The organism is Methanosarcina acetivorans C2A, from assembly GCF_000007345.1.
GTDB lineage: Archaea > Halobacteriota > Methanosarcinia > Methanosarcinales > Methanosarcinaceae > Methanosarcina > Methanosarcina acetivorans.
Genome location: NC_003552.1, coordinates 554,411 through 578,299, shown reverse-complemented (window position 1 = coordinate 578,299; position 23,889 = coordinate 554,411). Strand labels below are relative to the sequence as shown.

The window sequence follows — 23,889 nt, the reverse complement described above, 5'->3', positions numbered from 1 at the left end:
CTTTAATAAAACGCACATAAAATTCTACGAATAAAATGTGAAAAAAATTAAACGCTGAGTAAATTCCAGTCCATATTCCATTTTGGTACTGTGGAATGGTCATGTAAAAGAAACAAATTCAGTACTCCCTCTTCCCGAATATGGCAGAACCCACACGTACCATCGTGGCTCCTTCCTCGATGGCAATCCTGTAGTCACCGGACATGCCCATGGATAGTGTCCTGATATCGATGTTGTCCCGGTTTTCCTGCTTCATTTCATCAAAAAGGGCCTTCATCTTCTTGAAATAGGGACGGGTTTGTTCAGGGGGTACAAAAGGAGGGATGCACATGAGACCTTCCACACGGACATTCCTTAAAGAGCGGATCTCTGTTATTGCGTTTTTTATCTCATCAGGTCCGAATCCGTATTTTTGTGGCTCGTTGCCGATGTTAACCTGAAGATAGACTTTCTGTACTTTGCCAATATCCCTGGCTCTCCTGTCAATATCCCTTATTATCTTCATGGAGTCAATTGACTGAATAACATCAAATAGATGTACGGCTTTTTTGACTTTATTTGTCTGTAGATGGCCTATAAGGTGTGTCTCACAGGGCAGTATATCATCACGTTTATCCTCGTACTCCTGAACCCGGTTCTCTCCAATGATAGGAGCTCCGGCCCGAATGGCTTCGTTTATCCGTTCAGGTTCAATCGTCTTGGTAACGCAAACCAGTGTTGTGCTTCCAATCTCCTCAAGAATCAACTTTGTATTTTCATAGACTGGCATTGCTGTCCCTAAAACTGTTTTTATTCAAAAGTAGTTGTATATAAATGATTCCAATTATGGTTTTATGTAGCGAGAATATGATTTTAATAGAATAAAAATAAACTGATAAACATTTCAAATACGCAATTCATATAAAAAAGCGAATACTAGTTATAAATATTTATTAAGCTTTAATCCCGGAGTCCAATTTCATTCTGATAGAGTGAGGATATTATAGTGTAGGATATTATAATATTATTTAATTTACAATGGTTGATAGCCCTGGAAAGTAACAACAGCGATGAACGGGGTTGAACGATGGAACAGGAAGGTTTCACCAGCCAACATCGAATGCTGGGAAGAGCTGCAGCCTTTGCCGTGTTCTTTCTCTTGATAGCATACGCGGTTACGCTGGTTCTTGGATTTCTCTCACTCAAGTCTCCCCAGGACCCAATCGGTGATCCTTATTTCTCCATATTAGAGCTGCTTATCGTTGTGATAGCGCCATTGATGGTCATTGTCATGATTGCGGTTCATGCTTATGCTTTTTCCGAGACCAAAATGTATAGTCTTGCTGCGCTTGCATTTATGATCATTATGGCGAGTATTACCTGTACTGTTCACTTCGTTATCCTTACCGTAAGTCGGCAGATAGAGTCTGCAGGATTCCCGTGGGCTTCGCTATTCTTTTCCTTCAAATGGCCATCCGTAGCTTATACAATGGACATACTCGCATGGGACTTTTTCTTTGCCTTCTCGATGCTCTTTGCAGCACCTGTATTCAAGGCGGGGAGACTTGAGAAAACTGTTCGGGTTCTTATGATTGTCAGTGGTTTACTGAGTCTTGCAGGGTTAATCGGGGTGCCACTTGCAAACATGAATGTCCGAAATATCGGGATCCTGGGCTACGCCGGGGCCTCTATTTTTGTGTTTCTACTGCTGGGGATAGTTTTCGGGCGTATCCGAGAAGGCAGTCTTAAAGAGAACTTTGATTAATCTCTTGTATTGTAATAAGAAGTTCGTGCAAGAATCTCTCCCGTATTAGATCTGAATTTCTTCATCCCAGGGAGTTTCAACGGATTCTAAGACTTACATGACATTCAGGTACGATTCTGCATTTGGTTTTTGTGGAATAAGGTTACTATTTTGCTTTTTATTTACGAAGATCTTTAAAACTTTCAACCCCAATTATTGAATAAAACGTGTAATATATAAACTACGCAATATTAGAGGAGCACCGTTTCCATAAAAAAATTAATGAAGTTGTTTGAAGATACTCTTTTATCAGAATGTATACTCATCCCGGCTCAGAAATGAATACTGCAATCAGGTAAAGGAGATGAACTAAATGAGATGGCCAAAACTTAGCATGACCGCCTGGATATTCCTGGGTTTCTTCTTTGGCGTCTTCTCCGGCCTTTTCTTTGGCGACCTTTTATCGGTTTTGATGCCTTTAAGTCAGGCCTTCATCAAGATCTGGCAGGTAACCATTCTTCCTTCAGTGATGATATCGCTTATACTGGGCATAGGCAGCCTGAACCATTCCAATTCCAGAGACCTGATGTTCAGGGCAGGGCAGGTTTTGTTAATGTTCTGGGGCCTTGGGATAGCACTCTTTTTTTCATTTCAGCTCGCCTTTCCGGTTCTGAAAACAGCTTCTTTTTTCAGCACTCAGGATTTGAGTACTCCCGAAGAACTGGACCTCATAGAAATGTTCATCCCTTACAATCTTTTTCATTCCTTATCAGAGGGTTTTCTGCCTGCTGTTGTAATCTTCTGCATATGCCTGGGTCTGGCCCTTATGGGAAATGAAGAGAACAGGCCGCTCATGAATTTACTGCAAATCCTCCAGACAGCTCTTGACCGGGTTACTGGCATTATTGCCAGAACTTTTCCCATAGTAGTTTTCGTCACAACAGCCCAGATAATGGGCACCATCACGTTTGAGGGATTACTGGAACTTCAGGTATTTCTGGTATCTTTAGCTTTCCTGGCTGCTCTGGTGGTCTTAGGGATCTTGCCCCTACTGGTCTCCTGTTTCACGACCTTCAGTTATCGGGATATCATCTCTACATCTTCAAAGGCAGTTATCCTTGCATTTTCGAGCGGTACGGAGTTCATAACTCTTACGCTCATCATTGACGGAGTTAAAAAGCTCTTTGAAGATTCGTCATGTAATGGAGAACTTAAGGATGGAAATGAAATAGAGTCCTATACCAGAGTTCTGGTCCCCCTGGGATACACTTTTCCTTTGATGGGAGCTTTTGTTCCTTTTCTCTTCATCCTCTTTATAGCCTGGCTTTATAAAAATCCCCTGAGTCTGTTCGAACAGCTGCAGCTTGCAGCAGTGGGAATTCTCAGCTTCTTCGGCCCGGCCAAGATTGCCGTGGGGTGGCTCCTGAATTTGATGCGCCTTCCTGCTGATGCGTTTAACCTGTACATCAGCACAAGCATACTTCGCCAGAGTTTTACCGCCTCGATGGCGTGCATGTCGATCTTCTCATTTGCTACAATCAGCGCCGCTTTGGTCTCGGGCCGCTGCAGGCTACAACGGAAAAAAGCGGCATTTTCTTTATCGCTAATCATTCTGGTCATGGCTGTCCTTATTACAGGACTTAATTTTGCCTTTGCCCAGCTTCTTGAAAATACCTACCACGGAGGGGATATAATCTCCAGTATGGAGCTTCCCGAAGATGAACAGGGAGTAAGGCCCGATGAACTGATTAGCACCAGGGTCTATTTCTCAGTAAATGACTCGCTATCTACTCTCCCACCAGACTATCCGCCCGAGGGAGATACTGTAAAACTCATCAAAAACAGAGGGACTCTGCGAGTAGGGTACAACAGCAACTGTATACCCTTTGTCTATTTTAACAAAAATGGATCACTTGTCGGGTACGACGTGCAAATGGCCTATGATCTGGCTCAGTTGCTCAACGTTTCCAAGATCGAGTTTGTTCCAGTGACAGGGGACTCGCTTCCCGACGACCTCAATAGTGGTGTCTGTGATATTGTCATGTCCTCCGTAACCGTAACTCCTGAGAGACTGGACGAAATAAAATTCACCGAATCATACATGACGGTTCACATGGCTTTTGTTGTAAGGGACGAGAGAAAAAAAGAATTCCTGAAGCTTGAGGAAGTCCGGAAAATAGATGACCTGAGGATTGCAGTTCTCAATAACACGGCATTTGCAGGCGTAGCGTCAGAACTATTTCCAGGGGCAAAGATTGTAAAGATAGATTCCATCTGGGATTTTTTTGATGGAGATCAGGCAGACGTCCTCTTTACAACCGCAGAGGAGGGATATACCATGACCCTCGTCCACCCCTTCTATGATGTGGCAATATTTGAGCCGCATGGTTCTTATGAGGTCCTGTATGCTTATCCCGTAGCAAAGAATAACAGTGAAACGTTCCTCCCGCTTTTAAACTATTGGATTAAGATAGAAAGAGATTACGGGGAACTTGATAGTAAATATGACTACTGGATACTGGGAAAAAGCCAGAAAGGGTACGAACCAAGGTGGTCTGTAATACAAAATGTTCTGCACTGGGTCAACTGAAGTCAGTGATAAGCTAAGTTACTCTGATTGGGACGTATATTATAATATCCTACTTATAATACATCGATTATAATATATATTGGAAAGGCCACTCAAGATTCGCAATCCTGGCACAAATAGAAAAGCAGTAGACAGAGTGGCAATTTTATTGATAAACCATTTCAGTACTTTTTGATAATAATCTTTTGTTTCTTTCTGTACTTTTTTGTACCTTTTTGTACCCGTTTAGAGTTACACTTCGATGAACTCAAATAAAGAATGAAAAGAGGGGATTCAGAACCAGATAGTGAATTTTGTTCCGGAATCACTTTTGAGTTCTATATAACCATCTATCTGCTCAACAAGCAGGTTTACAAGCTGGAGTCCGAGAGAATCCGTATTTGGGAACTTTATTTCTTCGGGAATGCCTTTTCCGTTATCCGCTACGGTGAGTATGTAATGCAAGTTATTTTTACCTGTACAGAAAGGACACGGACCGGGAATATCATCGTTTGCGGCAAAACTTTCTTTTTTGCAGAAACTGATATGGATCTCGCCTGCTTTTCCAGCGGAGAAAGCATGCTTCAGGGAATTTGAGACGAGCTCGTTTACAATAATGCCAAGAGGTATTGCGATATCCATATCAAGATGAATCTTCTCAAGGTCCAGCTTCAGGCTGATACCACTATCTCCAAGATTATATGAGTCGAAAAGATCTGCAGTCAGCTTCTGAAGATAAGCTGCAAAATCAAGTGTATCCAGCTCGTTTCCTTTATAGAGTTCTTCATGAATCAGGGCCATTGAAGCTACACGATTTTGGCTTTCCCGGAAAGATTCAAGCATTTTTTCATCACTGAATTTCTCAGCTTCGAGGCTTAGGAGAGATGAGATTACCTGCAGGTTATTCTTGATCCTGTGGTGGATTTCTTTTATGTGGGTTTCCTGGATTTTTTCAAGAGCTTCTTCAGCCTTTTTGCGCTCGGTAATATCCTGAACTGTCCCTCTCATTTTAATAGGGTTATTTTCTTCGTTAAAAATGACTTCACCCTGTGCATGAACCACACGTTCTGTCCCGTCAGCTGAAATTATCCTGTAGTCAATTTCATAGGGTTCTCCATTAAAAGCTCTTTTAACGGCATTATTCATATGGTCCCGATCGTCAGGGTGTATGTAATTCAAAGCTTCACTGTAAGGTAAGCCGAATTTTCGGGGTGTAAACCCAAAAATTCGATACAATTCATCAGACCAGTAAGACCTGTTAGTAAAAGTATCCCAGTCCCAATTTCCAATATGAGCCATTCTTTGAGCTTCGGAAAGGCTTTTTTCGCTTTCCTTCAATGAGTTGTAAGCTTTCTCAAGCTGTCCTGTGCGCTCTTCAACCAATTTTTCTAAATTATCATGTGCTTTTTTCAGAGCTTTCTCTGCCTTTTTAAGTTCTGTGATATCACGCGCAGAAGCAAAGACCCCGATAACCTTGCCGGATTCATCCTTATAAACCGAAGCATTATACAGAACAGGAGTTGTATGTCCATCTTTATGCTGAATCTCAAGAGGATAATCCCGTACCAATCCTTCCTGGAAAACACGCTGATAACCCTCTTTGGCTTTTTCAGGCTCAGTAAAATAGTCTGAGAAATCTGTACCTATAAGTTCATCGCGAGAATAGCCGGTAGCTATTTCGGTGGAATTATTGACATCGGTTATTTTTCCGTCTGACCCGATGGTTACAAGAGGGTCCAGACTGGCTTCAATCAAACTGCGATTATAAATATTTGATAATCTGAGAGCTTCTTCTGCTCTTTTGCGCTCGGTGATGTCCTGTGTTATACCAAAGCCGGCAATCAGCGATCCGTCCCTGTCAAATTCAAGATAAGCTTTTTCACGTACCCACTTTACCTTATCATCCGCGATAATGCGGTGCTCGATGTCGTATGGTTTGCCCTCCATCCCCTCCTTCCATTCCCCATCGACATATTCCCTATCATCCGGATGAATCGTTGAGAGAAAAGTTTCATAGGTCAGATGGGTACCTTTTGGGATGCCAAAAATACGGTGATTTTCATCGGACCATGTCAATACATTATTACATAAATCCAGGCGCCAGCTCCCGATATTTCCCACTGCCTGGGCGCGGTCGAAATCCTCCCTGGTCTTCTGCAGCACATTTACCAGGACGTCGCGTTCCTCCAGCAACTGAGCCAGCTTGATATTACTGTAACTTAGTTGTGAGAGCATGTTGGCAAATGTCATGAAAAAGGCCATACCCGTGTCCACAGCTTCCCTGCTTAACCTTGGAACTTTTTCAAGCGCTGCTATGTATTCTTCCTCGTTGAAGCCGTATTTCCTGGCCTGGGCCCGGAAAAACTCATAGTTCAGAGGCTCGTCATCAAAAAAAAACTGCCCTGCGAAGACATAGCCGACATGATGGTCCCCCACCATGATGGGAGTCACTGCATCCCACATATTATTCTTGCACCTGTAGAACTTAAACTCGCCAGGGGCAACACCTGAGGATAGATTTATATCGCTTTCTACACAGTGCCTGCAGGTTACGGGATGAACCCTGTGGAATTTGGTACAGATATCCTGCCATCCAGCACCTGCCAGAACATTGCCTTTGAGGTCGTTTAAGCCTATGGGAATATGAGTAAGTTTATAGAAATTATCCAGCAGAGGCTGGATAGCCTGTACATCAATAATCTCGGCCAGCTCCAAGTTCTCTACCGCCCGAGCAGGCGAGAGACCTTTCTCCAACTTCAGCCTGAAACGCTGTTCATTCTGGTTCAGAACGTCGTCCACTAACTTTTTATCTATACCGGAATTTCGCAGGTTTTTCCTCATTTCATACCTTCCCCGACCGGAGAAAATTCATTTCGTTTTTCGCTTCAAATAGGACATGTCCGGTCATCTGTTTCCCAGGGAAATCATACCTGCTTGCGATTGACATCGTAATTATATATAAATTTTCATATAATAGAGAACATATTAAGTTCGTAAGGAAATTACTGAGTTTGAAGTTATTGCAATAAGTGGTATATGTTTTCGATTTATACTGAAAAACAGGAACTGCCTTTGTTCAGGTTTGAAAGTATGGATAGAAGGCAAAGTTTTATGAATAAAATGGAATTCTCTGGCGTACCGCTCAAAAAAGATTATCATTCACCATTATTTCATAAAAAAGTTATCATTCACCGTTCTTTTCTAAAAAATAAGATAGTAGTGGAAGTAGTTACCGAATTAGATCAATAACTCTCCGATACCTGACTGTAATTCACTCTATTTAATTATCTTCTGCCAACTTTATGTAAAAACATACAGAATAGACAGAAAACTCCGCTGGCTATCCCAAATCCTGGAGCTTGGGCACCCTCTCCCTCCTCAGAGGTCTGCCCGGTTTCTGATTCCAGACATTTCAAACCTTCATCTGCGAGTCGAGTTTCCTGTTTCGACCCCGACTCTGTTTCATTTTCTTCGGATAGCCCTTTTGCCATTCCTGTTATTGCAAAGGAAGAAAAGCCCGGGACTTCACTTGTGAAATACAGATAAGTATCATCTTCTCCTGAGAGGTTGGCTGGCAGCTGTTCCCATTTTTTATCATTGTACCTGTTGAGTAAAATGGAAATCTGATCTATCTTTTCATCCTGTATCCAGGCTTTTTCAACCCTGAAACCGATGACAGAATTTTCTATGTTCTTTTCAGTTGCAAACCCGTTGTTTCCAACCCAGACATTAAAGGACCTGTAGACCTCACCTTCAGGCAGTTCGGAAACAAGCGCAGACTTATTTTTCAACTGCTCAACAATCGTTGTAGTCTTTCCGGCAGTCTTTTTTGAATCGAAACTTACATACATAACACAGGTTGCATTTTTTGCGAAGTCAAACTTTATGGCCTTGCCATTGGTTATGTAAGCCTGTGAGAGTTCTTTAGTTTCAACGTTTTTTGCAGGTTCAGGGGAACCACCCCCGCCACCGCTGCTTCCACCACTGCTGCTCTTTTTCAGAACGTCTATCGTGCGCGTTTTTGAGACAGCACTTTTTTCGTTGCTAACTGTTAGATTCACCGTATAAGTTCCTGGAGCAGTATACACATAAACAACATTAGCATCAATAGAATCAGTTACTCCGTCATTATTGAAGTCCCATACCCTTGACACGGCATTTTTTGATAAGTCTGTAAACTGGACAGAAAGAGGGGAATAACCACTGGTTACATTGATATTGAAATCTGCAACTGGTGGTTTTAGTTCTGCTTTCTCCACTGATACGATGCATAAGTAGATATCAGGATTTCCATTGCGCCAATCCTCCCACACGATCTTGTTACCATAAATCGCAGGATTTTTCTGATCCGACTTATCGGTAGTTACCTGAGTTTCCATATCAATGGAAAGATTATAAATATAAATATCGGAGTTACCAGGCAATCCATTTCCATTTCGATCATCTGTCCATACGATTGTATTACCATAGATAGAAGGAAACTCCTGTGTTGATTTATTGGTAGTAATAAGAGTTTTTTTGGAAGTAGAAATATTGTACATTAATATGCGCCAATAATTATTTCGAGACCCTTGCCACACTACCCTATCCTCCCAAATAGCAGGGGAGAAATGATTCAAGCCATCAGTTGTGATTTTGGTCTTCCTGTAAGTTGAAAGATCGTACATGTAAACATTGGAGTCGCCATAGGCTCCAAATTCTTGCCATGTTATAATGTCACCATAGATAACAGGAAAACTCTGTTCCAATTCATCGCTTGTAATCTGAGTTTCCTTGCAAGTGGAAAGATTGTATACATAAATTTCAGAGACTAGGCCTCTAGGGTTAAAATTACGATAATCCATCCATACAATAATATCACCATAGATAGCGGGGTCCGATTGATACGAATCATTGTTTGTGATCTGCGTTTCTGTATGGGTAGAAAGATTGTACATGTAAATATCAGGATTTGAGTAACCATTGCGCCAATCTTCCCAAACGATTATATCCTTATAGATAACAGGCTTACATTGTTTTGATTCATTAGTTGTGATCTGTGTTTCCTTGTCGCTAGAAACATTGTACATGTAAATATCGGAGTTTGAGTAACCATTGCGCCAATCCTGCCACACGATTATATCCCCATAAATAGCCGGCACTTCCTGTGATGATGGATTTGTGGTTATTTGAGTTTCCACAAGAGTTACCTGACTATTTATAGTTTTTATGACCTCAGCGTCTATAAGATTACATGCATAGATATCAAATTTTGAAACCCCATTGCGATTGTCTGACCAGGCTAGCCAGTCCCCATAGATAGCAGGGTTGTAATGATCCGATCCGTCAGTTGTAACCTGAGCTACCGTGAAAGCGGAAAGATTGTAGCGATAGATATCTCTGCACCCATTGCGCCAATCTTCCCAAACAATGATGTCATCATAGATAATAGGAGAATACTGATTTGATTCATCGGTTGTCATCTGAGTTTCCGTAAAAGTAGAGAGATTGTACATGTAAATATCCCAGTTTTCAAATCCATTACGCATATCCTCCCATACAATCCGATCACCATAAATAGTAGGATTTGCCTTTTCTGACGCATTGGAAGTTATTATAGTTTCATTCGAAGTAGAAATATTGTACAGATAAATTTCGTGTTTCCCGCTACGATACTCCCTCCATACTATTCGATCCTCAAAGATGGACGGCTCCCATGCGTTTGAATAATATTTAGTAATCTGAGTTTCCGTATTATTGAATAAATCATACATATAAATATTGGAATTTCCATAGGTTCCAAATTCTTGCCATACAATCCTGTTACCATAGATAGTTGGGATAGTTGGGTTTGCTTTTTCTGATACATTGTTAGTGATTTGAGTTTCCTTACAGGTAGAAATATCATACATGTAGATATCAGAGTTTCCAGTTCGATAGTCTATCCATACAACCCTGTTACCATAGATAGCAGAATTTGCCTTACTTGATCCGTTTGTAGTTATTTTAATTTCCTTGGAAGTAGAGAGATTGTACATATAAAAGTCACAACTTCCATTGCGTTCATCTATCCACACTACTCTATCACCATAGATATCAGAGGAATATAGAGATGACCTACCGGTAGTTATTTGAGTTTCATTTACAGCAAGTTGGGTACTTTGTACGGGAGATGCCATTGCAACCAATGAAAAGGAAGTAAAAAAAATGAAACTAGAAATGAAGCTAAAACTATAAAAAAAGGCTTTTCATTATTTTTCATTTGTATTCCCTAGTACCATGAAAACTTAATTATGGATCATCAATTTAGATCAAAACAATATCAGCTGATGGTAGTCACTAAAATGTATGTTCAACATTTGGGTTTTCACGGTACTAGTTCACTATTAATTTCAAATATAATTACATCATATACTTTTTAGTAATGTTTAAAACTTTCCTTTTAGACACAAGTTCTATAGAAATCTTTAGTTTGAGAAGTTATCAAGAGGCAAAAGTAAGATCTGACTCAATATACCTAAAAATCTCAAGATAAGAAGCAAAAAAAATCATGGTATACTGAAGGAAGTAAGGTTGGCTGTGAGATTTCTTAAAAATAAGTATAGTAGTGGAGAAAATCCCTGAATAGGATCAATAACTCTCCGATACCTGACTGCAATTCACCATGTTTTATCTTCTCCACTGCAAGAACACACCAAGCAAACTGACAACACCATAAACAGTTTCAAACCCTGGGGTGTTTTTGCTTGTGCTTTCTTCCTCTTCCGGTTCTGGTTCAACATCTGATCCCGGTTCCGGTTCAACATCTGATCCCGGTTCCGGTTCAACATCTGATCCCGGTTCCGGTTCAACATCTGACCTCATTTCGAGTTCAACTTCTGATTCTTTATTCTCTCCTGAGACCGTGCACATATAGATGTCATTGTTCCCATTGCGTTGATCCCGCCAGACGATCCTATTTCTCCAGATATCAAGATCTCCCCACTGGTTTGATTCGTTGGTCGTGATCTGAGTTTCAGTGGAGGTGGAGAGGTCATAAAGGTAGACATCCAGGTTTTCCCACCCTTTGCGATAATCCATCCACACTATCCAGTTTCCGTAGATAGCAGACCCGGATTCGATTGACCCGCTAGTGGTTATTTGGGATTCGGCAGAAGTAGAAATATCGTACATGTAGATGTCCGATTTTCCATTACGAGCATCGGTCCAGATTATTCTGTCCCCGTGGATGGCAGGAGAGTACTGGGCTGCAGGGTCAGTGGTAATTTGAGTTTCCCTGGAAGTTGAGAGGTCGTACATGTAAATATCCAGATTTCCATTGCGGAAATCCTGCCAGACGATCCTGTCCCTGTAGATAGCAGGGTACTCCTGCACCGACTCATTGGCGGTGATCCGGTATTCGGTTGAGGCAGAAAGGTCGTAAAGGTAGATATCCCAGTTTCCGGTCCTGTTACCATCTTTGTCCCAGCTTCCTCCGTTACGGGTATCCTCCCAGACGATCCGATCCCCGTAAATATCAGGGGCATACTGACCCGACATGTTTGTTGTAATCTGAGTTTCGGTGGAGGTGGTCAGATTGTACAGATGAATATCCGCATTTTGATAGCCATTGGAAGTGTCCTCCCAAACAATCCGATCTCCGTAGACAACAGGCCCCCTGTGGTCGAAGCTATCATTCATAATCCGGGTTTCCTCGTGAGTAGAAAGATTGTACATGTAGATGTCCCAGTTCTTCCCATCGCGCAGGTCCTGCCATACCACCCTGTCCCCGTAGATTGAAGGGCAGGCTTCATCCGAACTATTTGCGGTGATCTGAGTCTCATTTATGGTAAGCCGGTTACTGTTCAGAGAAAACGCCAGCACCACAGGTAAAGTGCAGATAAACAAAACAAAAAGCAGAGCTGTTGAAGCTAAAAGTATTAAGTGCCGATCTAAGTACCGATCTTCCCTATTTACCATTCACCATTCCCTCAACAATCTATATATCTGAACCTCAGGTAATTTTAAATGTTTTTATTTGGCTCCAGATTTTGAGGAAGTCCTTCAGATAAGGACTATTTGTAAGGGACGGGAAGAGGAACGAAGATTTTTGAAATAAAAAAAATGGTATTAACGTTCCCGGCCATTGATGGTATCTAACCCTGAAAGCAAAAAATATCCGAATCAGATGTACTTTATTTTATACCACAAATGCGTATACTATAATAAGCAAAAAATAATTAAACCGGGGTCAAAAGCATGGAAAAAGTGATGCCTGTCCTGTTTGTGGGTCATGGTTCTCCCATGAATGCTATCGAAGAAAATGAGTTTACAGAAAGCTGGAGAGAGATTTCCGAAAAAATTTCCAGGCCGAAAGCAATCCTGGCAATATCCGCACACTATGAGAGAGAAGACAGCAGTGTTACTTCAAACGAGAAGCCGAAGACAATCCACGATTTTTACGGGTTCCCAAAGGAATTATATGATCAAAAATACGATTGTTCCGGCTCAAAAGAGCTAATTACCAAAGTAAAAGACCTAGCTCAGGAGGTTGATTTTGACAGCAGGTGGGGCATTGACCACGGTGTCTGGTGCGTACTTTCGAAGATGTACCCCAATGCTGATATCCCGGTAGTCGAACTGAGCATAAATCGAAAACTCAGCATGCAGCAGCACTACGACCTGGCAAGGAAACTCTATAAATTAAGAGAAGAGGGAATTCTTATCTTCTGTACCGGAAATGTCGTGCATAATCTCATGCTGGCAAGAATGTCCGGAACTCCATATAAGTGGGCAAGCAGTTTTGATGAAAAAGTAAAAAAGTACGTTACAGCCAGAGACGACCTGAAGCTTGTCAACTACGAATTACTCGGGGAAGATGCATTATTGTCCGTCAATTCCGCCGAACATTATATTCCTTTAATCTACGCTCTTGGCGCAACAGATAGAAACGAAAGTGTCAGCTTCTTTTGTGAAGAAATAGTTCTAGCATCGGTTTCCATGCGCTGTATATTGTTTGAAGATAAAAATGGATAAAAAAGAAGGGCTCTGTACTATTTAAACTGGATTAAAAATAATTGCTTGGTTAGGAATTTTCCAGACTGTAGCAATTGATGAAGTTTTCCAGATTGGAATATTTCATAGGGTTCTTCTTCAAGGTGTGATTCACATTGGTGTGGTAGTCGTAGATCCACACCTCTTTTGTCCAGGGCTCTTTAGCTACGGATTTTGCTTCAAAGAAAAGCAGGTTTGTTTTCACGCTGTTTGCATAGAAGATACCTGTCGGCAGGCGCAGGATCGTATGCAGGTCGGTGATTTCAAGAAGTTTTTTGCGGATGGTCTCTCCTGCTCCTCCTTCAAAAAGAACGTTGCCCGACAGTGCCACTGCTGCCTGCTTTCCAGTCCAGAGGAGGGTATGAATATGCTGAAAAAGTTGAGCTGCTTGTTGCTTGTGGTTGTCCAGAAGCTCTGGCGATTGTAAGTGAAGTCTTATTTTTCCTGCTCCCTTCTTCGTTGGTGGAGGTCATGCTGCTCTTCTTCCCAAAGGGTAGATTTGTAAGAATGGAATCGTGACAGTAGCCTGGATAAGCTGGTAGAGCCGGAATTGGATACCATAAGCTCTCCGTCAATTTCCCCGATATGTGTATCTTGACAATTATGTCCCTGAGATATTGCTGTTTTTTGATTTTTCCATATACCTCAGGTCTTAAAACAATTTTTGATATTGGATTGAAGTCTGTAATTTTAATTCATAACAAAAATTGAGATGTAACAAAGGTTGGAAAAATATTTTATTCGCAAAATTATATAATTACTTAGTCTCTTTACTAATTTATCACATAATTGGCTGGGCAAATAGTCCAGGTTTGGATCAATGCGACGTTAGTAATAGATGATTCAGATATTATTACAGAACCTGAAAAATATCCGAATCATATGAACTGTACAGAATCATATAAACTGTACATTAACTTCAAAAAATAAAGCTACCCGGGGGAAATAAATGAAAAATAAGGGAAAGATATGGTCAATAGCTTTAGCTTCAGCATTCCTAGTGTTTGTTTTGTTGATTTTAATTGCAGTTGCAGCTTCAACGGCTCAGGTTACGAAAATTGGCACCGGATACGATCCTGCTGTTTATGGTAACGAGGTAGTATGGACAAATGGGGTTGTTATTCATCTATACGACCTGACCAACGGAACAGACACTACTTTTAGCTCTGCTGGGGCTTCCAGTCCGGATATTTACGATAACAAGTTAGTGTGGCGTGATGAAAGCGGTGGAACACCAAGGCTTGCCGTATACGATATACCAACAGCCACAAAAAGTTACATCACGCAGAATGTAGACCAATTTAGCAAACCTGCTATTTACGGCAACAGAATCGTCTGGAGTGCAGATGATAATGTGTATCTCTGGGACATATCTACATCCACACAGACTAAAATAGGAAACGGTAGTAATCCCGACATATATGACACAAAAGTGGTGTATTACTCATATTCGGAAGATCCGGAAGCGGATATAACTATCAGAATGTATGACATCGATATGCAGGAAAAAATAACTGTTACTTCATATGGAGATCCAAACATACCGCGTATATGGGGTACTAACGTCATCTGGTCTGACGTATATAATCATCAGGGATATATTGAGATGTATAATACATCAACAAAGAAAACCATAGACGTTACACAACCACTTGGCACCGATCCAGAGGGAAATGAATACGGCGCCAGTACAGGGACACATATTGCCATACAAGATGACAAAATTGTATACAATAAATGTGTTGATGATTATGAAGGAAAAACTGGAGTATATGTATATAACATATCTACAGGACAAAGCACCCTAATATATGAATATCCTGAAGAAGTTTATACGACACCAGAAGTATACAATAACACTGTTGTATGGGGAATGGACAAGAACTATGTTGATAGTATGGCTAGCAATGATATATATTTATACGACCTTGCAGCCTAACCCGAAAAAATCTCAAGTAATATAAGTGATTAATAGTAATAAGTGGTGGATATCCACCACAACATTTTATTGAATAACATCTGAATTTTTGGATTCGGCGATGATAAAAAGGATATCAGCACATTCTTTAATCTTCAGACCTATATGGGATTTATTTTTTAATTCTCTCCACTTTCTCCGTTGCTCGTAGCCATAATTTCTTTGAAACTTGCCAGGGAAGCTTCCATATTCTCAATTATCTCGTTTTCAAGAATATCAGGATCCGGCAGGTTGTCCAGGTCAGCGAGGCTTTTGTCCTTGAGCCAGAAGATGTCCAAGTTTGTTTTGTCCCTGTACAGGTTCGTTTTGTCCCTTGATATAATTTCATCATAGCCGAATTTTCGGAACCTGTCTTAGGGAGCTTCTTCACTCCATGTCTCTTTGCGACTGAAGCGATTTTCAGGGTTGTAGCATTTAGTAAAGTCTTCAAGATCTGAAAATTTCATAGGATTCTTTTTCAATGTATGATGCACGTTTGTGCGGTAATCATAGATCCATACTTCTTTTGTCCGGAGCTCTTATGATGCCCGTATATCTAGGAAATTAAACCCCGTTTCAAGCCAACAGAGTGATCATACGAAAATTTTTGTACTTTTATGGGGTATAACTGTTGGTTTTTTGGACTTTTTTCAAAGACAGGCCTTTATTTTTTAGCTGTGATTCAAAGTTTGTTCATACGGCCTACTGTTTACCCTGTCGAATGTACAGCCAAAAATGAAAATTTTAACAGTATAAGGAGGAAAATTATGGGTGGATGTGATCCGGTAACGTTTCACAACGTTAATCAGAGTGTATTTGATTGCATAAAAAAGAAACTTTCAGATGCCTGCACTCCTGTGCCTCCAGGAAACTGCGGGCGGATGAAAGGACTGGGAATTACGGCTGATTTTAGCTGGGATGGCGCGTCAAATCTCACGATACATGTCATAGAGAAACCCTGGATTCTCTCAAGTGAAACTGTGATAGAAAAAATAAGTGATTTTGTGCACAGTTGCGGTGGGACTGAACAATGAAGCAAAGTAGACAAGCTGGAAAGGCGATTAAATTTTGGGTCTTCAAGGTGTGATTCACATTGGTGTGGTGGTCGCAGATACACACTTCTTTTGTCCAGGGCTCTTTAGCTGTAGGTTTTGCTTCAAATCTCTAAGGAATGCTAATGAGAAATATAATACAACGTAGTCACATATAATCACATATTCTTTGAAAAAGAGAATACTATTCCAGATAGCAACGAGCATCGAATTAAAGGCTAAGGGGGAGTAGATTGAGAATTTCATCGGACAATATTGAAGAGGACCTTTCTCCTTTAAGCATTACGATACTTGAATTATTGAAAATGAACGAAGAAGAGCCGGTAAAAGGAAAGGTTGCTTTTCAAAAAGAAATGTTTCTGATATCGAATTACGTTGATAAAGTGAACGAGTGGACAGAATTCGTTCCCCATTACCTCGGGCCGTACAGCGAGATTTCCGAGGTCAGCATGGATAATCTGATATCAATGAACCTTGTTGAAAAAGAAGAGGGTTATACTTATAAAATCACCCCTTCAGGGATAAAGGCACTTGACCTGAAGCAAAACCTCTTCTCTTCAGAAGAAAAAGAAGCAATTGCTGACTTCAAGAAATTTATCAGTAATCTCACCGATGACGAAATTCTTTTGTTTATCTATGCTTCACATCCGGACTTTACCATTGAATCAATCAAATATCGGGCAATTATGAGAACAAGGGTTAAAGACTCGATTTCAATCTACAAAAAAGGGGTCGTAAGTCTGGAAAAGGCGGCTTTCCTTGCCGGTATAAATATCGAAACTCTTCTTGATTTACAGGAGGCGTAAAGGCATGATAATCTTTGATGCTTCCTCGATCATCTATTTACTTCGGGAAGCTTACTTCCCAAGAGCTTTTGGAATTTCCAAAAAACATGGATATGATCTGGCAATTACGGAAAAGGTATATGACGAGCTTGAGAAAAATCCCGAAACCTTCAATTTATTAAATTCCTGCAAAGATTTTTTAGTTATACATAATGTTGACGAACAGTGTATATCAAGAATTTCGAAACGTTATCCCTGGCTTCATGAAGGAGAAATTAGTGTTCTCTGTGCCTGTATGGAGAAAGAAAAATCGGGAGAGAATTATAAATGTATCATCAATGAAATAGCCGAACAATTAAGTTCCAGGTTTGGAATAAAAGCAAATGGGACCATAGACTTGCTCTTAGGGCAAAGAGAATAATTTGAACGAGCTGACAGATGCCGATTGCAGGGAAGTATATAGCAATATGATATATTTATGAAGATTGTTCAGACAGCAAAGAAACTGTGGGTAAGTGCATATCAGTAAATCTGTGATAAGTCAGCAACAAATTTGAGATGCCATCTCTGGCTCAACTCATCAGAGAAAAAAGCTCGTTGAGTTGAAAGTCAGAGCTTTCCATTCAATTTGAAGAAGATACTATAAAAACTTTACATAGGATTTACAGCAAATTCGCGACACTGCCACAGTACAATAACTATAAGGTTTTGTCACTTTCACTCCACTTGAGTTAGAGTCTTATTACTTCAAATGCAAGCCTGAGTGAGGACTATCACATGAGCCAAGCATTTAAAATAATAGAAAACGAATTCGAAGGAAAAGTTGCTATTGTAACCGGAGCAGGAACAGGCAATGGCGAGTCTATTGCTGAGAGACTTTATGCAGGGGGAGCTTCTGTTGCGCTTGTTAGTCGTCATATCGCACCACTTGATGACATATGTAATAGAATTGATTCGTCAGGAAAACGCACTTTTCCCATAGAAGTTGACGTTCGAGATCCACACAGTGTTCAAATAGCAGTGAGCTCCATAATCGAAAGATTCGGAAAGATTGATATTGCTGTCAACAATGCCGGAATTACAGGACCAGCAAACACTCCACTTCAAGATCTTGATATCGAAATATGGCGAGATGTTATAGAAACCGATCTAACTGGTGTTTTCTATTGCATGAAATACGAAATACCAGCAATGCTTAAGAATGGCTCTGGCGCTATTGTGAACATGTCATCTGCCAATGGACTTGTCGGCTTGGCTGGCATGGCAGCTTATACAACAGCAAAACATGGCGTAATCGGGTTAACCCGTTCAGCAGCTTTGGAATTAGCAGAATCCAATATTCGAGTATGTGCAGTTGCCCCGGGTTATGTTGCAACTCCCAGAATCATAGATTCTGGAAAGGAAGCTATGGATTACATGGCAGCTGCACACCCCATGAAACGTCTTGCTACAAGAGAAGAAGTAGCTGACTTGGTCGCCTATTTACTTAGTGAGAGAGCTGCATTCATAACGGGCAGTGTTCATTGCATAGATGGAGGGTACACAGCCGAATAATAGATATGGGCTCATCCATCTGAGTCGGGGAGGGATGGAAACACAGACCTTGATAAGCTTGAGACATATTCGAACTCCCGATATCAACTTATTCAGTTTTAACTTTTCAATCACAAACTCTGCAGTACCGGCAGTGTACCGATAAAAATTGTAATTTCAAAAATTGATTGAGTCATAAATTCCATATCAGAAGATCAACATTTCCAATTGTATACAAAAACTTGATTCAAGATTTACAGCAAATTCACGACACTGCCAGCTGGATTGTCTCAGGTGAAAGCTATTATAAAAAAAATAAGTGATTTTGTGCACAGTCACGTTGGGACTGAACAATAAAGCAGAGTAGACGAGCTGGAAAGTCGATTAAATTCTGGGTATTGAGGAAAATATCCCGGAACGAAAAGATAAGAGAAGCAGTAAAAGACGAGAAAAAGATATCTGTATACTTTAGCGTTGATTAAAAGAGTGAATAAAAGGTCCACAAGGTTTGGTCTGCAACAATGAAATTTATTGCAGGATCAGAACTCTGTCCTGAATTTGCTTCATTTTAAGCTTACGCGTCAATGAAGTATATTACGGGATCAGCTTTCAGTCTGTCCTGAATTTGCTTCATCTCGCAGTTTACGCCATAAATGAAGTATATTACGGGATCGGTTTTCAAGCCGTCCTGAATTTGCTCCACCTTATAGCTACGCGTCAATGAAGTTTATTACGGAATCAGCTTTTAGCCTGCTTTCAGCCTGTCCTGAATTTACCTCATTTTATAGCTTATGCGTCAATGAAGTAGGTTTCGAGATCGGTTTTCAAGCCGTCTTGAATTTGCTCCATTTTACAGCTTACGCGTCAATGAAGTTTATTACAGGATCAGATTATTACTCTGTCCTGAATTTTCTTCATTTTACAGCTTAGTTCCTTGTGAACAATATATAATATGTAAGTTCAAGTATAAAATACTGACGGTGGTATTACTGATAGTAATATACACGGTTCGTTTTTTTTATAGGTCTGCCTGTAAATCATCAGTCATACATTCTGTTGATCAGCGTGTGCATAAAATGCTGTATTAATTTTTACATTCTTAAACAACGTCCTATGGTTCCCATATATGGCTAAAAAGCCTTCAGATTACCGTTTATGCGACTTCTGGGACATCATCCTGAATAGTTTTAATCTCTATTTAGAAATGAAGTTCACTTTTTTAATAGAGTTTGTTGAATAATAGATAATCAAAGTTGTGCGAACTCACCTCTCTGCAAGCAACGGAGGTATTCAACTGAAATAAATTATTCAATGGAAATGGGCACATTCTCAAAAACAGTAAGGTTTCCGAGAACCTCAAATCTTTCCTGTATTCTTCGGAAAGAAAATCGGATCGGAAACAACAATTTTCACATCATAGCCGGAAAATGAGCTTTTAAATTTCCCAGTAAGGATGAAGATTATACTGTTCATACACTTTAACCAAATCGTTATGGTTTAAAGTCCACACATTTTCATCTAGGCCTTCTGCCGTTTTGAATGCGTCCTTATCAACTTTAAGGATATAATCCCCTCGACTTGTATGAAGCGCCCCCCAGGGAATGGCAAAGAATTTACACTTCATACCAAGAAAACAATCACAAGCGAACACTACGTATGCGATTCTTCCCCATTCAGAGTCAATCATGACTTCTTTAATCGTTCCGAGTTCTTCATCTTTAACGGTGAGGATCTTAGATCCTTTTATTTCAGTTGCCGCCACAAAAGTCCTGTTCCTTGGAACTTGCGTTTCTTCAGCTATTCCCATACACCTCACTCCTAATATATTATTCACTTGTTATCTGTAGTTATTTCTTCCAAAAGCATGGAGAAGCGTTCCATGCTTTCCACCTGCTCATTCTCCATCCCGGACTTAAGCGTATTGTCACGATCTTTAATCGTTTGGAAAAGGGATGTGACTGTCAGCCCTTTGCCAGAAATTCTTCGAAAGTTGCCGCTATAAGGAATATTGACCTAGAGTCTATCCCAAAACTCAAAATTTGCTTTTTTGGATCTCTTAATTTAAGTAACCAACAAAGCTTCTGATTAAGAAAGCAATCTTGAATTATTTAGATAATTGAGATTAAAACTGGGTTTTGGGATGAGCTCCTAGCATACCTTCAAATTCAAATGTGTAAATAAGCCGTTCAGGTATGTTCTTGATCTCCTTTAATTATAGATTTATGAAAAAGTATGATGCTGATAGCCTATTTTAAGAGCAACAGGTTACCTTTTGAGAATCTCAAAACCAGAGACTTTTGGTTTCCTATGCTATAACCGTCGTAACCACTGCCCCTTAACAGAAGCAGGTTTAAGTTCCGAAGGTGTAGGTTTCCTTTCCTGGTTGCCCTATCAGCTATCCCATCATAAACCTTCCCACTAATAATAACAACTCATTAATAATATACATTCTTTACGCACTTGAGATCATGTCCACCAGTAACTGAAAACAGTAAGCAAAAGAACGTCTATGAATTTTCCCAAAATGATAGTTTTTAACCCAATTTTTCCCCACAGTTTTCTCCGAACTTTTCTCCGAACCTTTCTCCCAGCTTATCTCCGAACTATCATCCACCAGTTCGTCTCATTTAATTTTTAAGTCACCAGTGCCTCATTCAATTCAATAATCACAGTATTCATTTTGTCCCCGAAAAGCTGGTACATTCTGCCACGCCCGCCAAAAGTATCAAAGGGTACGTAATCGAGATCCCCTATTTCCAGGTGGAAGTTCGTTACAACATAATCTTTTATCGTTCGGAGCCAGCTCATCAGGTCTTCACCGAACTTGAGAATTCCAGCCTGTTTTTTGAAGATCCAGCCTTAGAAGTTGTGGCAAACCGTAGAGATTAGTGAATTTGAATCCCGATGAACCCGTTTTTCTTCGTTGTTTTGATCTTCTTTATGATTAAATTGAAATTCTGCGTATTCTATAACATTATGGTAAAAAGGAAAAATGACACTTAATCATAATCCCACTTCCTACCTTCCCCAAGCTCAAAAGACATTTCATCTACGACAATTGGATAATATTCACTATCTTCATCATACAATACAATATGAACTTTTTTAAAGTTATCAGTTTTTCCTTCGTATGTTCTTACCGTTTCATTATCCAGGTTGACTTCATATCTATAATCTGTCCAGCGGTTAAATTTAAACCAGAATGTCTTTGGATAATCTGCCCCGCTCCCGGGACCTACAGAATACTTCTCTTTGATTATGGATTGATTATATACTCCAAGTACCTCTACAACTACCTCATGCCGCGTATCGTCTTTGTTATATATGCTATAAAGAGGAAGCAAAGATCCAAATAAAATATAAGAAAAGGTGCTATAGATATAAAAGCCAGAAAGAAGAAATACCAGAATTACTGCAATTACAGTCATCCGCTTTGGTTTCATACTTCACCTCCCTATAACTAATAGAAGGTAGCCGGTTTTGTAGGAATCTCACGAATTAAGAATTTCAACAATTTTCTCTGCAACTGTTCTTGCTTCTTCTTCCTCATCATACACTACTATTTCTATGAAAGCGTTTGAGATCTGAACAAGATAAATATATCGACTGCTATGTTCCTCTGAAACGACAGCAGCTTCATCTCCAAATCCTGTTATTTTTGTTCCGCTGTTTTTATCTATTCTGTGATCAAAATATTTTTTTGCACCCTTACGGTCGTTGAAGACAAAGATATCAAGTTCAATGAAACCTGTTGTAATTTCATGATCCAAGTTCCTCAATTGCAAAATAGATCCGTCTTTCACATTTGATTCGTTAAGTTTAGTTGACATTTCCAGCAAACGTTCTTTGTCTTTTTTTGCTTCCTCGGGATTAAATGCTGTTTCATCAAATTGATTAACAAAGTCCTCAAGAAATTCTACCGGGTCACTCATATATTGGTAACTTTCTTCTTTCCATCCGGGTCCAATTTCATTTGCGCCTATTTTAAGTTGTTTTGCACTGCTAATTGTTGATGGCTTTTCCCCATAATAATGCGTATTCGACACTAAAGTAAAAATAGAAACTATGATCAAGCAGCCAATTATCAATAGCCTGTATTTTTTCATTTATGAATTTTCCCCAGAATTTTGTATACAGTTTACAGTCAAATTTACAAACCTGATATCAGCAAATTATACCCTGCTATTATTTTCCAGCCACTCCCCTTTTTTAACAATTATCGTTGAGATAGGGTAGTAATTACCATAGTATGATGACCAGATCCCAAGTTCCATCATATCAGCCTCTGATAGATCAGTTACATACGGAGGTGTATGCATGATGATCCTCCATCCATGCAGTTCTTCGGGTTTGGCAGTATTTCCTAATCCATCAATTATCATATCGATATCAAAAACAATTGTCTGGTTAGCGTTGCTCCTTATATCCCAACGGTAAAAGTAATCTATAGAGTTGCTCCTTTTTTTAGGAGAGGAAATTGTTAGAGTATGTGTTTCACGATTTCTCATCTCTTTCCAATACTTAGATGGGATGCTGTCATTACCGGATAGAACATCTGCACCCTTATCACCAAATAAAAGCATTCCCAGATAAAAATTTCTATACCCAACGTCAGTAACCTTTTTAACTTCCAGCTGGTACTTCATTTCAGGTTTTTTAGTGGATTCAGGAGCTAAACTTATGTTCTCATGGCCTTCTATTTTGAACTGGTAAAACCAGAATGTTTCGAGCCAACCACCTGGGTAGGTGTTCATAGATATCGAGGAATCAAGTGAGATTCCATCCCCTTCTTCATGGATATAATCACTTATTACCAAACCGGAATCCGGATCAAAATCTTCGTGAGTTTCATCTTCTTTAATGCTAACTTTTTTACTGTTCATATCAATGTAAAATCTGTACACAACCCCGTCAACCATTCTGAAACCTTTCGAATACCTTGACTTCTCAGGATGAAAGCCAACAATGTAAATAGCTTCTACCAAACTCTCGTTATGTATTATTTCATAAGCCCTGGAAATGTGTCTTTTCGTCCAGTAAATCCTGTACATCAGGATCTCCTGTTAATATTCTGTCAGATTCAGCCTGCAAGTTCTTTATGTACTCTAACTGTTCGCTGGTTTCATTTGCAATTTGAGCATTTTCTGTTGAAATGTCCTGTTTCAGGGTCTCAATTTCAAAAATGCCTGCCAGCAGGATTAGTATTAACATAAAGAAAAAAATGAGTTTAACAGGTTGTCTCAAAACTATACTCTATC

At 40.0% G+C, this 23,889-nt stretch carries 21 protein-coding genes and 1 pseudogene; 9 read left to right on the top strand and 13 right to left on the bottom strand.

Annotated elements, in window-relative coordinates; genetic code table 11:
- Positions 1 to 118 precede the first annotated feature (118 nt).
- A complete protein-coding gene (locus MA_RS02570) occupies positions 119 to 769 on the bottom strand; it encodes a YggS family pyridoxal phosphate-dependent enzyme (protein ID WP_011020542.1) in 651 nt (216 codons plus the stop codon).
- Between the two features lie 297 nt (positions 770 to 1,066).
- On the opposite strand from MA_RS02570, the gene MA_RS02565 reads away from it, so the two are divergent.
- Entirely contained in the window at positions 1,067 to 1,744 is a 678-nt protein-coding gene (locus MA_RS02565; RefSeq protein WP_011020541.1) for a hypothetical protein, read from the top strand.
- 352 nt (positions 1,745 to 2,096) lie between these two features.
- On the top strand, positions 2,097 to 4,313 hold the full coding sequence (locus MA_RS02560) for a cation:dicarboxylate symporter family transporter (protein ID WP_011020540.1): 2,217 nt from the start codon (positions 2,097 to 2,099) through the stop codon (positions 4,311 to 4,313).
- Between the two features lie 273 nt (positions 4,314 to 4,586).
- Here MA_RS02560 and MA_RS02555 read toward each other — a convergent pair whose 3' ends face one another.
- From MA_RS02555 to MA_RS02540, 3 genes are all read right to left on the bottom strand, one after another.
- The gene (locus tag MA_RS02555; RefSeq protein ID WP_011020539.1) at positions 4,587 to 7,133 is read right to left on the bottom strand and encodes a PocR ligand-binding domain-containing protein; all 2,547 of its coding nucleotides are present in this window, start codon (positions 7,131 to 7,133) and stop codon (positions 4,587 to 4,589) included.
- 443 nt (positions 7,134 to 7,576) lie between these two features.
- Positions 7,577 to 10,450 carry a PGF-pre-PGF domain-containing protein gene (locus MA_RS24350; RefSeq protein ID WP_083755870.1) on the bottom strand — a complete coding sequence of 958 codons (2,874 nt, stop codon included), beginning with the start codon at positions 10,448 to 10,450 and terminating at the stop codon, positions 7,577 to 7,579.
- A gap of 490 nt (positions 10,451 to 10,940) precedes the next feature.
- Positions 10,941 to 12,230 (bottom strand): PGF-CTERM sorting domain-containing protein, encoded by a 1,290-nt coding sequence (locus MA_RS02540; protein ID WP_011020536.1) that lies wholly within the window; start codon positions 12,228 to 12,230, stop codon positions 10,941 to 10,943.
- 279 nt (positions 12,231 to 12,509) lie between these two features.
- Here MA_RS02540 and ygiD point away from each other — a divergent pair, with 279 nt between their 5' ends.
- Positions 12,510 to 13,286 carry a 4,5-DOPA dioxygenase extradiol gene (gene ygiD / locus MA_RS02535; protein WP_011020535.1) on the top strand — a complete coding sequence of 259 codons (777 nt, stop codon included), beginning with the start codon at positions 12,510 to 12,512 and terminating at the stop codon, positions 13,284 to 13,286.
- A gap of 49 nt (positions 13,287 to 13,335) precedes the next feature.
- On the opposite strand, the gene MA_RS29695 is transcribed toward ygiD, so the two are convergent.
- Positions 13,336 to 13,671: an N-6 DNA methylase gene (locus MA_RS29695; RefSeq protein ID WP_248698127.1), complete on the bottom strand. Its 336-nt coding sequence runs from the start codon at positions 13,669 to 13,671 to the stop codon at positions 13,336 to 13,338.
- On the opposite strand from MA_RS29695, the gene MA_RS29690 reads away from it, so the two are divergent.
- Together MA_RS29690 and MA_RS02525 are read left to right on the top strand one after the other, a co-directional pair.
- Positions 13,629 to 13,823, top strand: a complete 195-nt coding sequence (locus MA_RS29690) for a hypothetical protein (RefSeq protein ID WP_162829673.1) — start codon at positions 13,629 to 13,631, stop codon at positions 13,821 to 13,823. The two genes, MA_RS29695 and MA_RS29690, sit on opposite strands and share 43 nt — an antisense overlap.
- 430 nt (positions 13,824 to 14,253) lie before the next feature.
- Positions 14,254 to 15,243 carry a hypothetical protein gene (locus MA_RS02525; RefSeq protein WP_011020533.1) on the top strand — a complete coding sequence of 330 codons (990 nt, stop codon included), beginning with the start codon at positions 14,254 to 14,256 and terminating at the stop codon, positions 15,241 to 15,243.
- 158 nt (positions 15,244 to 15,401) lie between these two features.
- Here the strand turns inward: MA_RS02525 and MA_RS29610 are convergent.
- Positions 15,402 to 15,791, bottom strand: a pseudogene (locus MA_RS29610) (SAM-dependent DNA methyltransferase); the annotation flags it as partial.
- A 237-nt stretch (positions 15,792 to 16,028) separates the two neighbouring features.
- Between MA_RS29610 and MA_RS02520 the strand changes: the two are divergent.
- From MA_RS02520 to MA_RS02500, 4 genes are all read left to right on the top strand, one after another.
- Complete coding sequence (locus tag MA_RS02520) at positions 16,029 to 16,295, top strand: hypothetical protein (protein WP_048064896.1); 267 nt, start codon at positions 16,029 to 16,031, stop codon at positions 16,293 to 16,295.
- 251 nt (positions 16,296 to 16,546) lie between these two features.
- A complete protein-coding gene (locus tag MA_RS02510) occupies positions 16,547 to 17,119 on the top strand; it encodes a hypothetical protein (protein WP_011020530.1) in 573 nt (190 codons plus the stop codon).
- A gap of 4 nt (positions 17,120 to 17,123) precedes the next feature.
- Positions 17,124 to 17,519 (top strand): hypothetical protein, encoded by a 396-nt coding sequence (locus tag MA_RS02505; protein ID WP_157860084.1) that lies wholly within the window; start codon positions 17,124 to 17,126, stop codon positions 17,517 to 17,519.
- 356 nt (positions 17,520 to 17,875) lie between these two features.
- Entirely contained in the window at positions 17,876 to 18,652 is a 777-nt protein-coding gene (locus MA_RS02500) for an SDR family NAD(P)-dependent oxidoreductase (protein ID WP_011020528.1), read from the top strand.
- A 553-nt stretch (positions 18,653 to 19,205) separates the two neighbouring features.
- Here the strand turns inward: MA_RS02500 and MA_RS29275 are convergent.
- From MA_RS29275 to MA_RS02475, 7 genes are all read right to left on the bottom strand, one after another.
- Positions 19,206 to 19,334: a hypothetical protein gene (locus MA_RS29275; RefSeq protein ID WP_282679619.1), complete on the bottom strand. Its 129-nt coding sequence runs from the start codon at positions 19,332 to 19,334 to the stop codon at positions 19,206 to 19,208.
- 732 nt (positions 19,335 to 20,066) lie between these two features.
- Positions 20,067 to 20,438 carry a PRC-barrel domain-containing protein gene (locus MA_RS02495; protein ID WP_048064894.1) on the bottom strand — a complete coding sequence of 124 codons (372 nt, stop codon included), beginning with the start codon at positions 20,436 to 20,438 and terminating at the stop codon, positions 20,067 to 20,069.
- An 827-nt stretch (positions 20,439 to 21,265) separates the two neighbouring features.
- A complete protein-coding gene (locus MA_RS28320; protein ID WP_226990922.1) occupies positions 21,266 to 21,484 on the bottom strand; it encodes a type I restriction-modification enzyme R subunit C-terminal domain-containing protein in 219 nt (72 codons plus the stop codon).
- A 146-nt stretch (positions 21,485 to 21,630) separates the two neighbouring features.
- On the bottom strand, positions 21,631 to 22,074 hold the full coding sequence (locus MA_RS02490) for a hypothetical protein (protein ID WP_011020525.1): 444 nt from the start codon (positions 22,072 to 22,074) through the stop codon (positions 21,631 to 21,633).
- Between the two features lie 48 nt (positions 22,075 to 22,122).
- Positions 22,123 to 22,737, bottom strand: a complete 615-nt coding sequence (locus MA_RS02485) for a hypothetical protein (protein ID WP_011020524.1) — start codon at positions 22,735 to 22,737, stop codon at positions 22,123 to 22,125.
- Positions 22,738 to 22,803: 66 nt separating this feature from the next.
- Entirely contained in the window at positions 22,804 to 23,682 is an 879-nt protein-coding gene (locus tag MA_RS02480; RefSeq protein WP_048064893.1) for a hypothetical protein, read from the bottom strand.
- A complete protein-coding gene (locus MA_RS02475) occupies positions 23,636 to 23,842 on the bottom strand; it encodes a hypothetical protein (protein WP_048064892.1) in 207 nt (68 codons plus the stop codon). The genes MA_RS02480 and MA_RS02475 overlap by 47 nt, the downstream gene beginning before the upstream one ends.
- Positions 23,843 to 23,889: the final 47 nt, after the last annotated feature.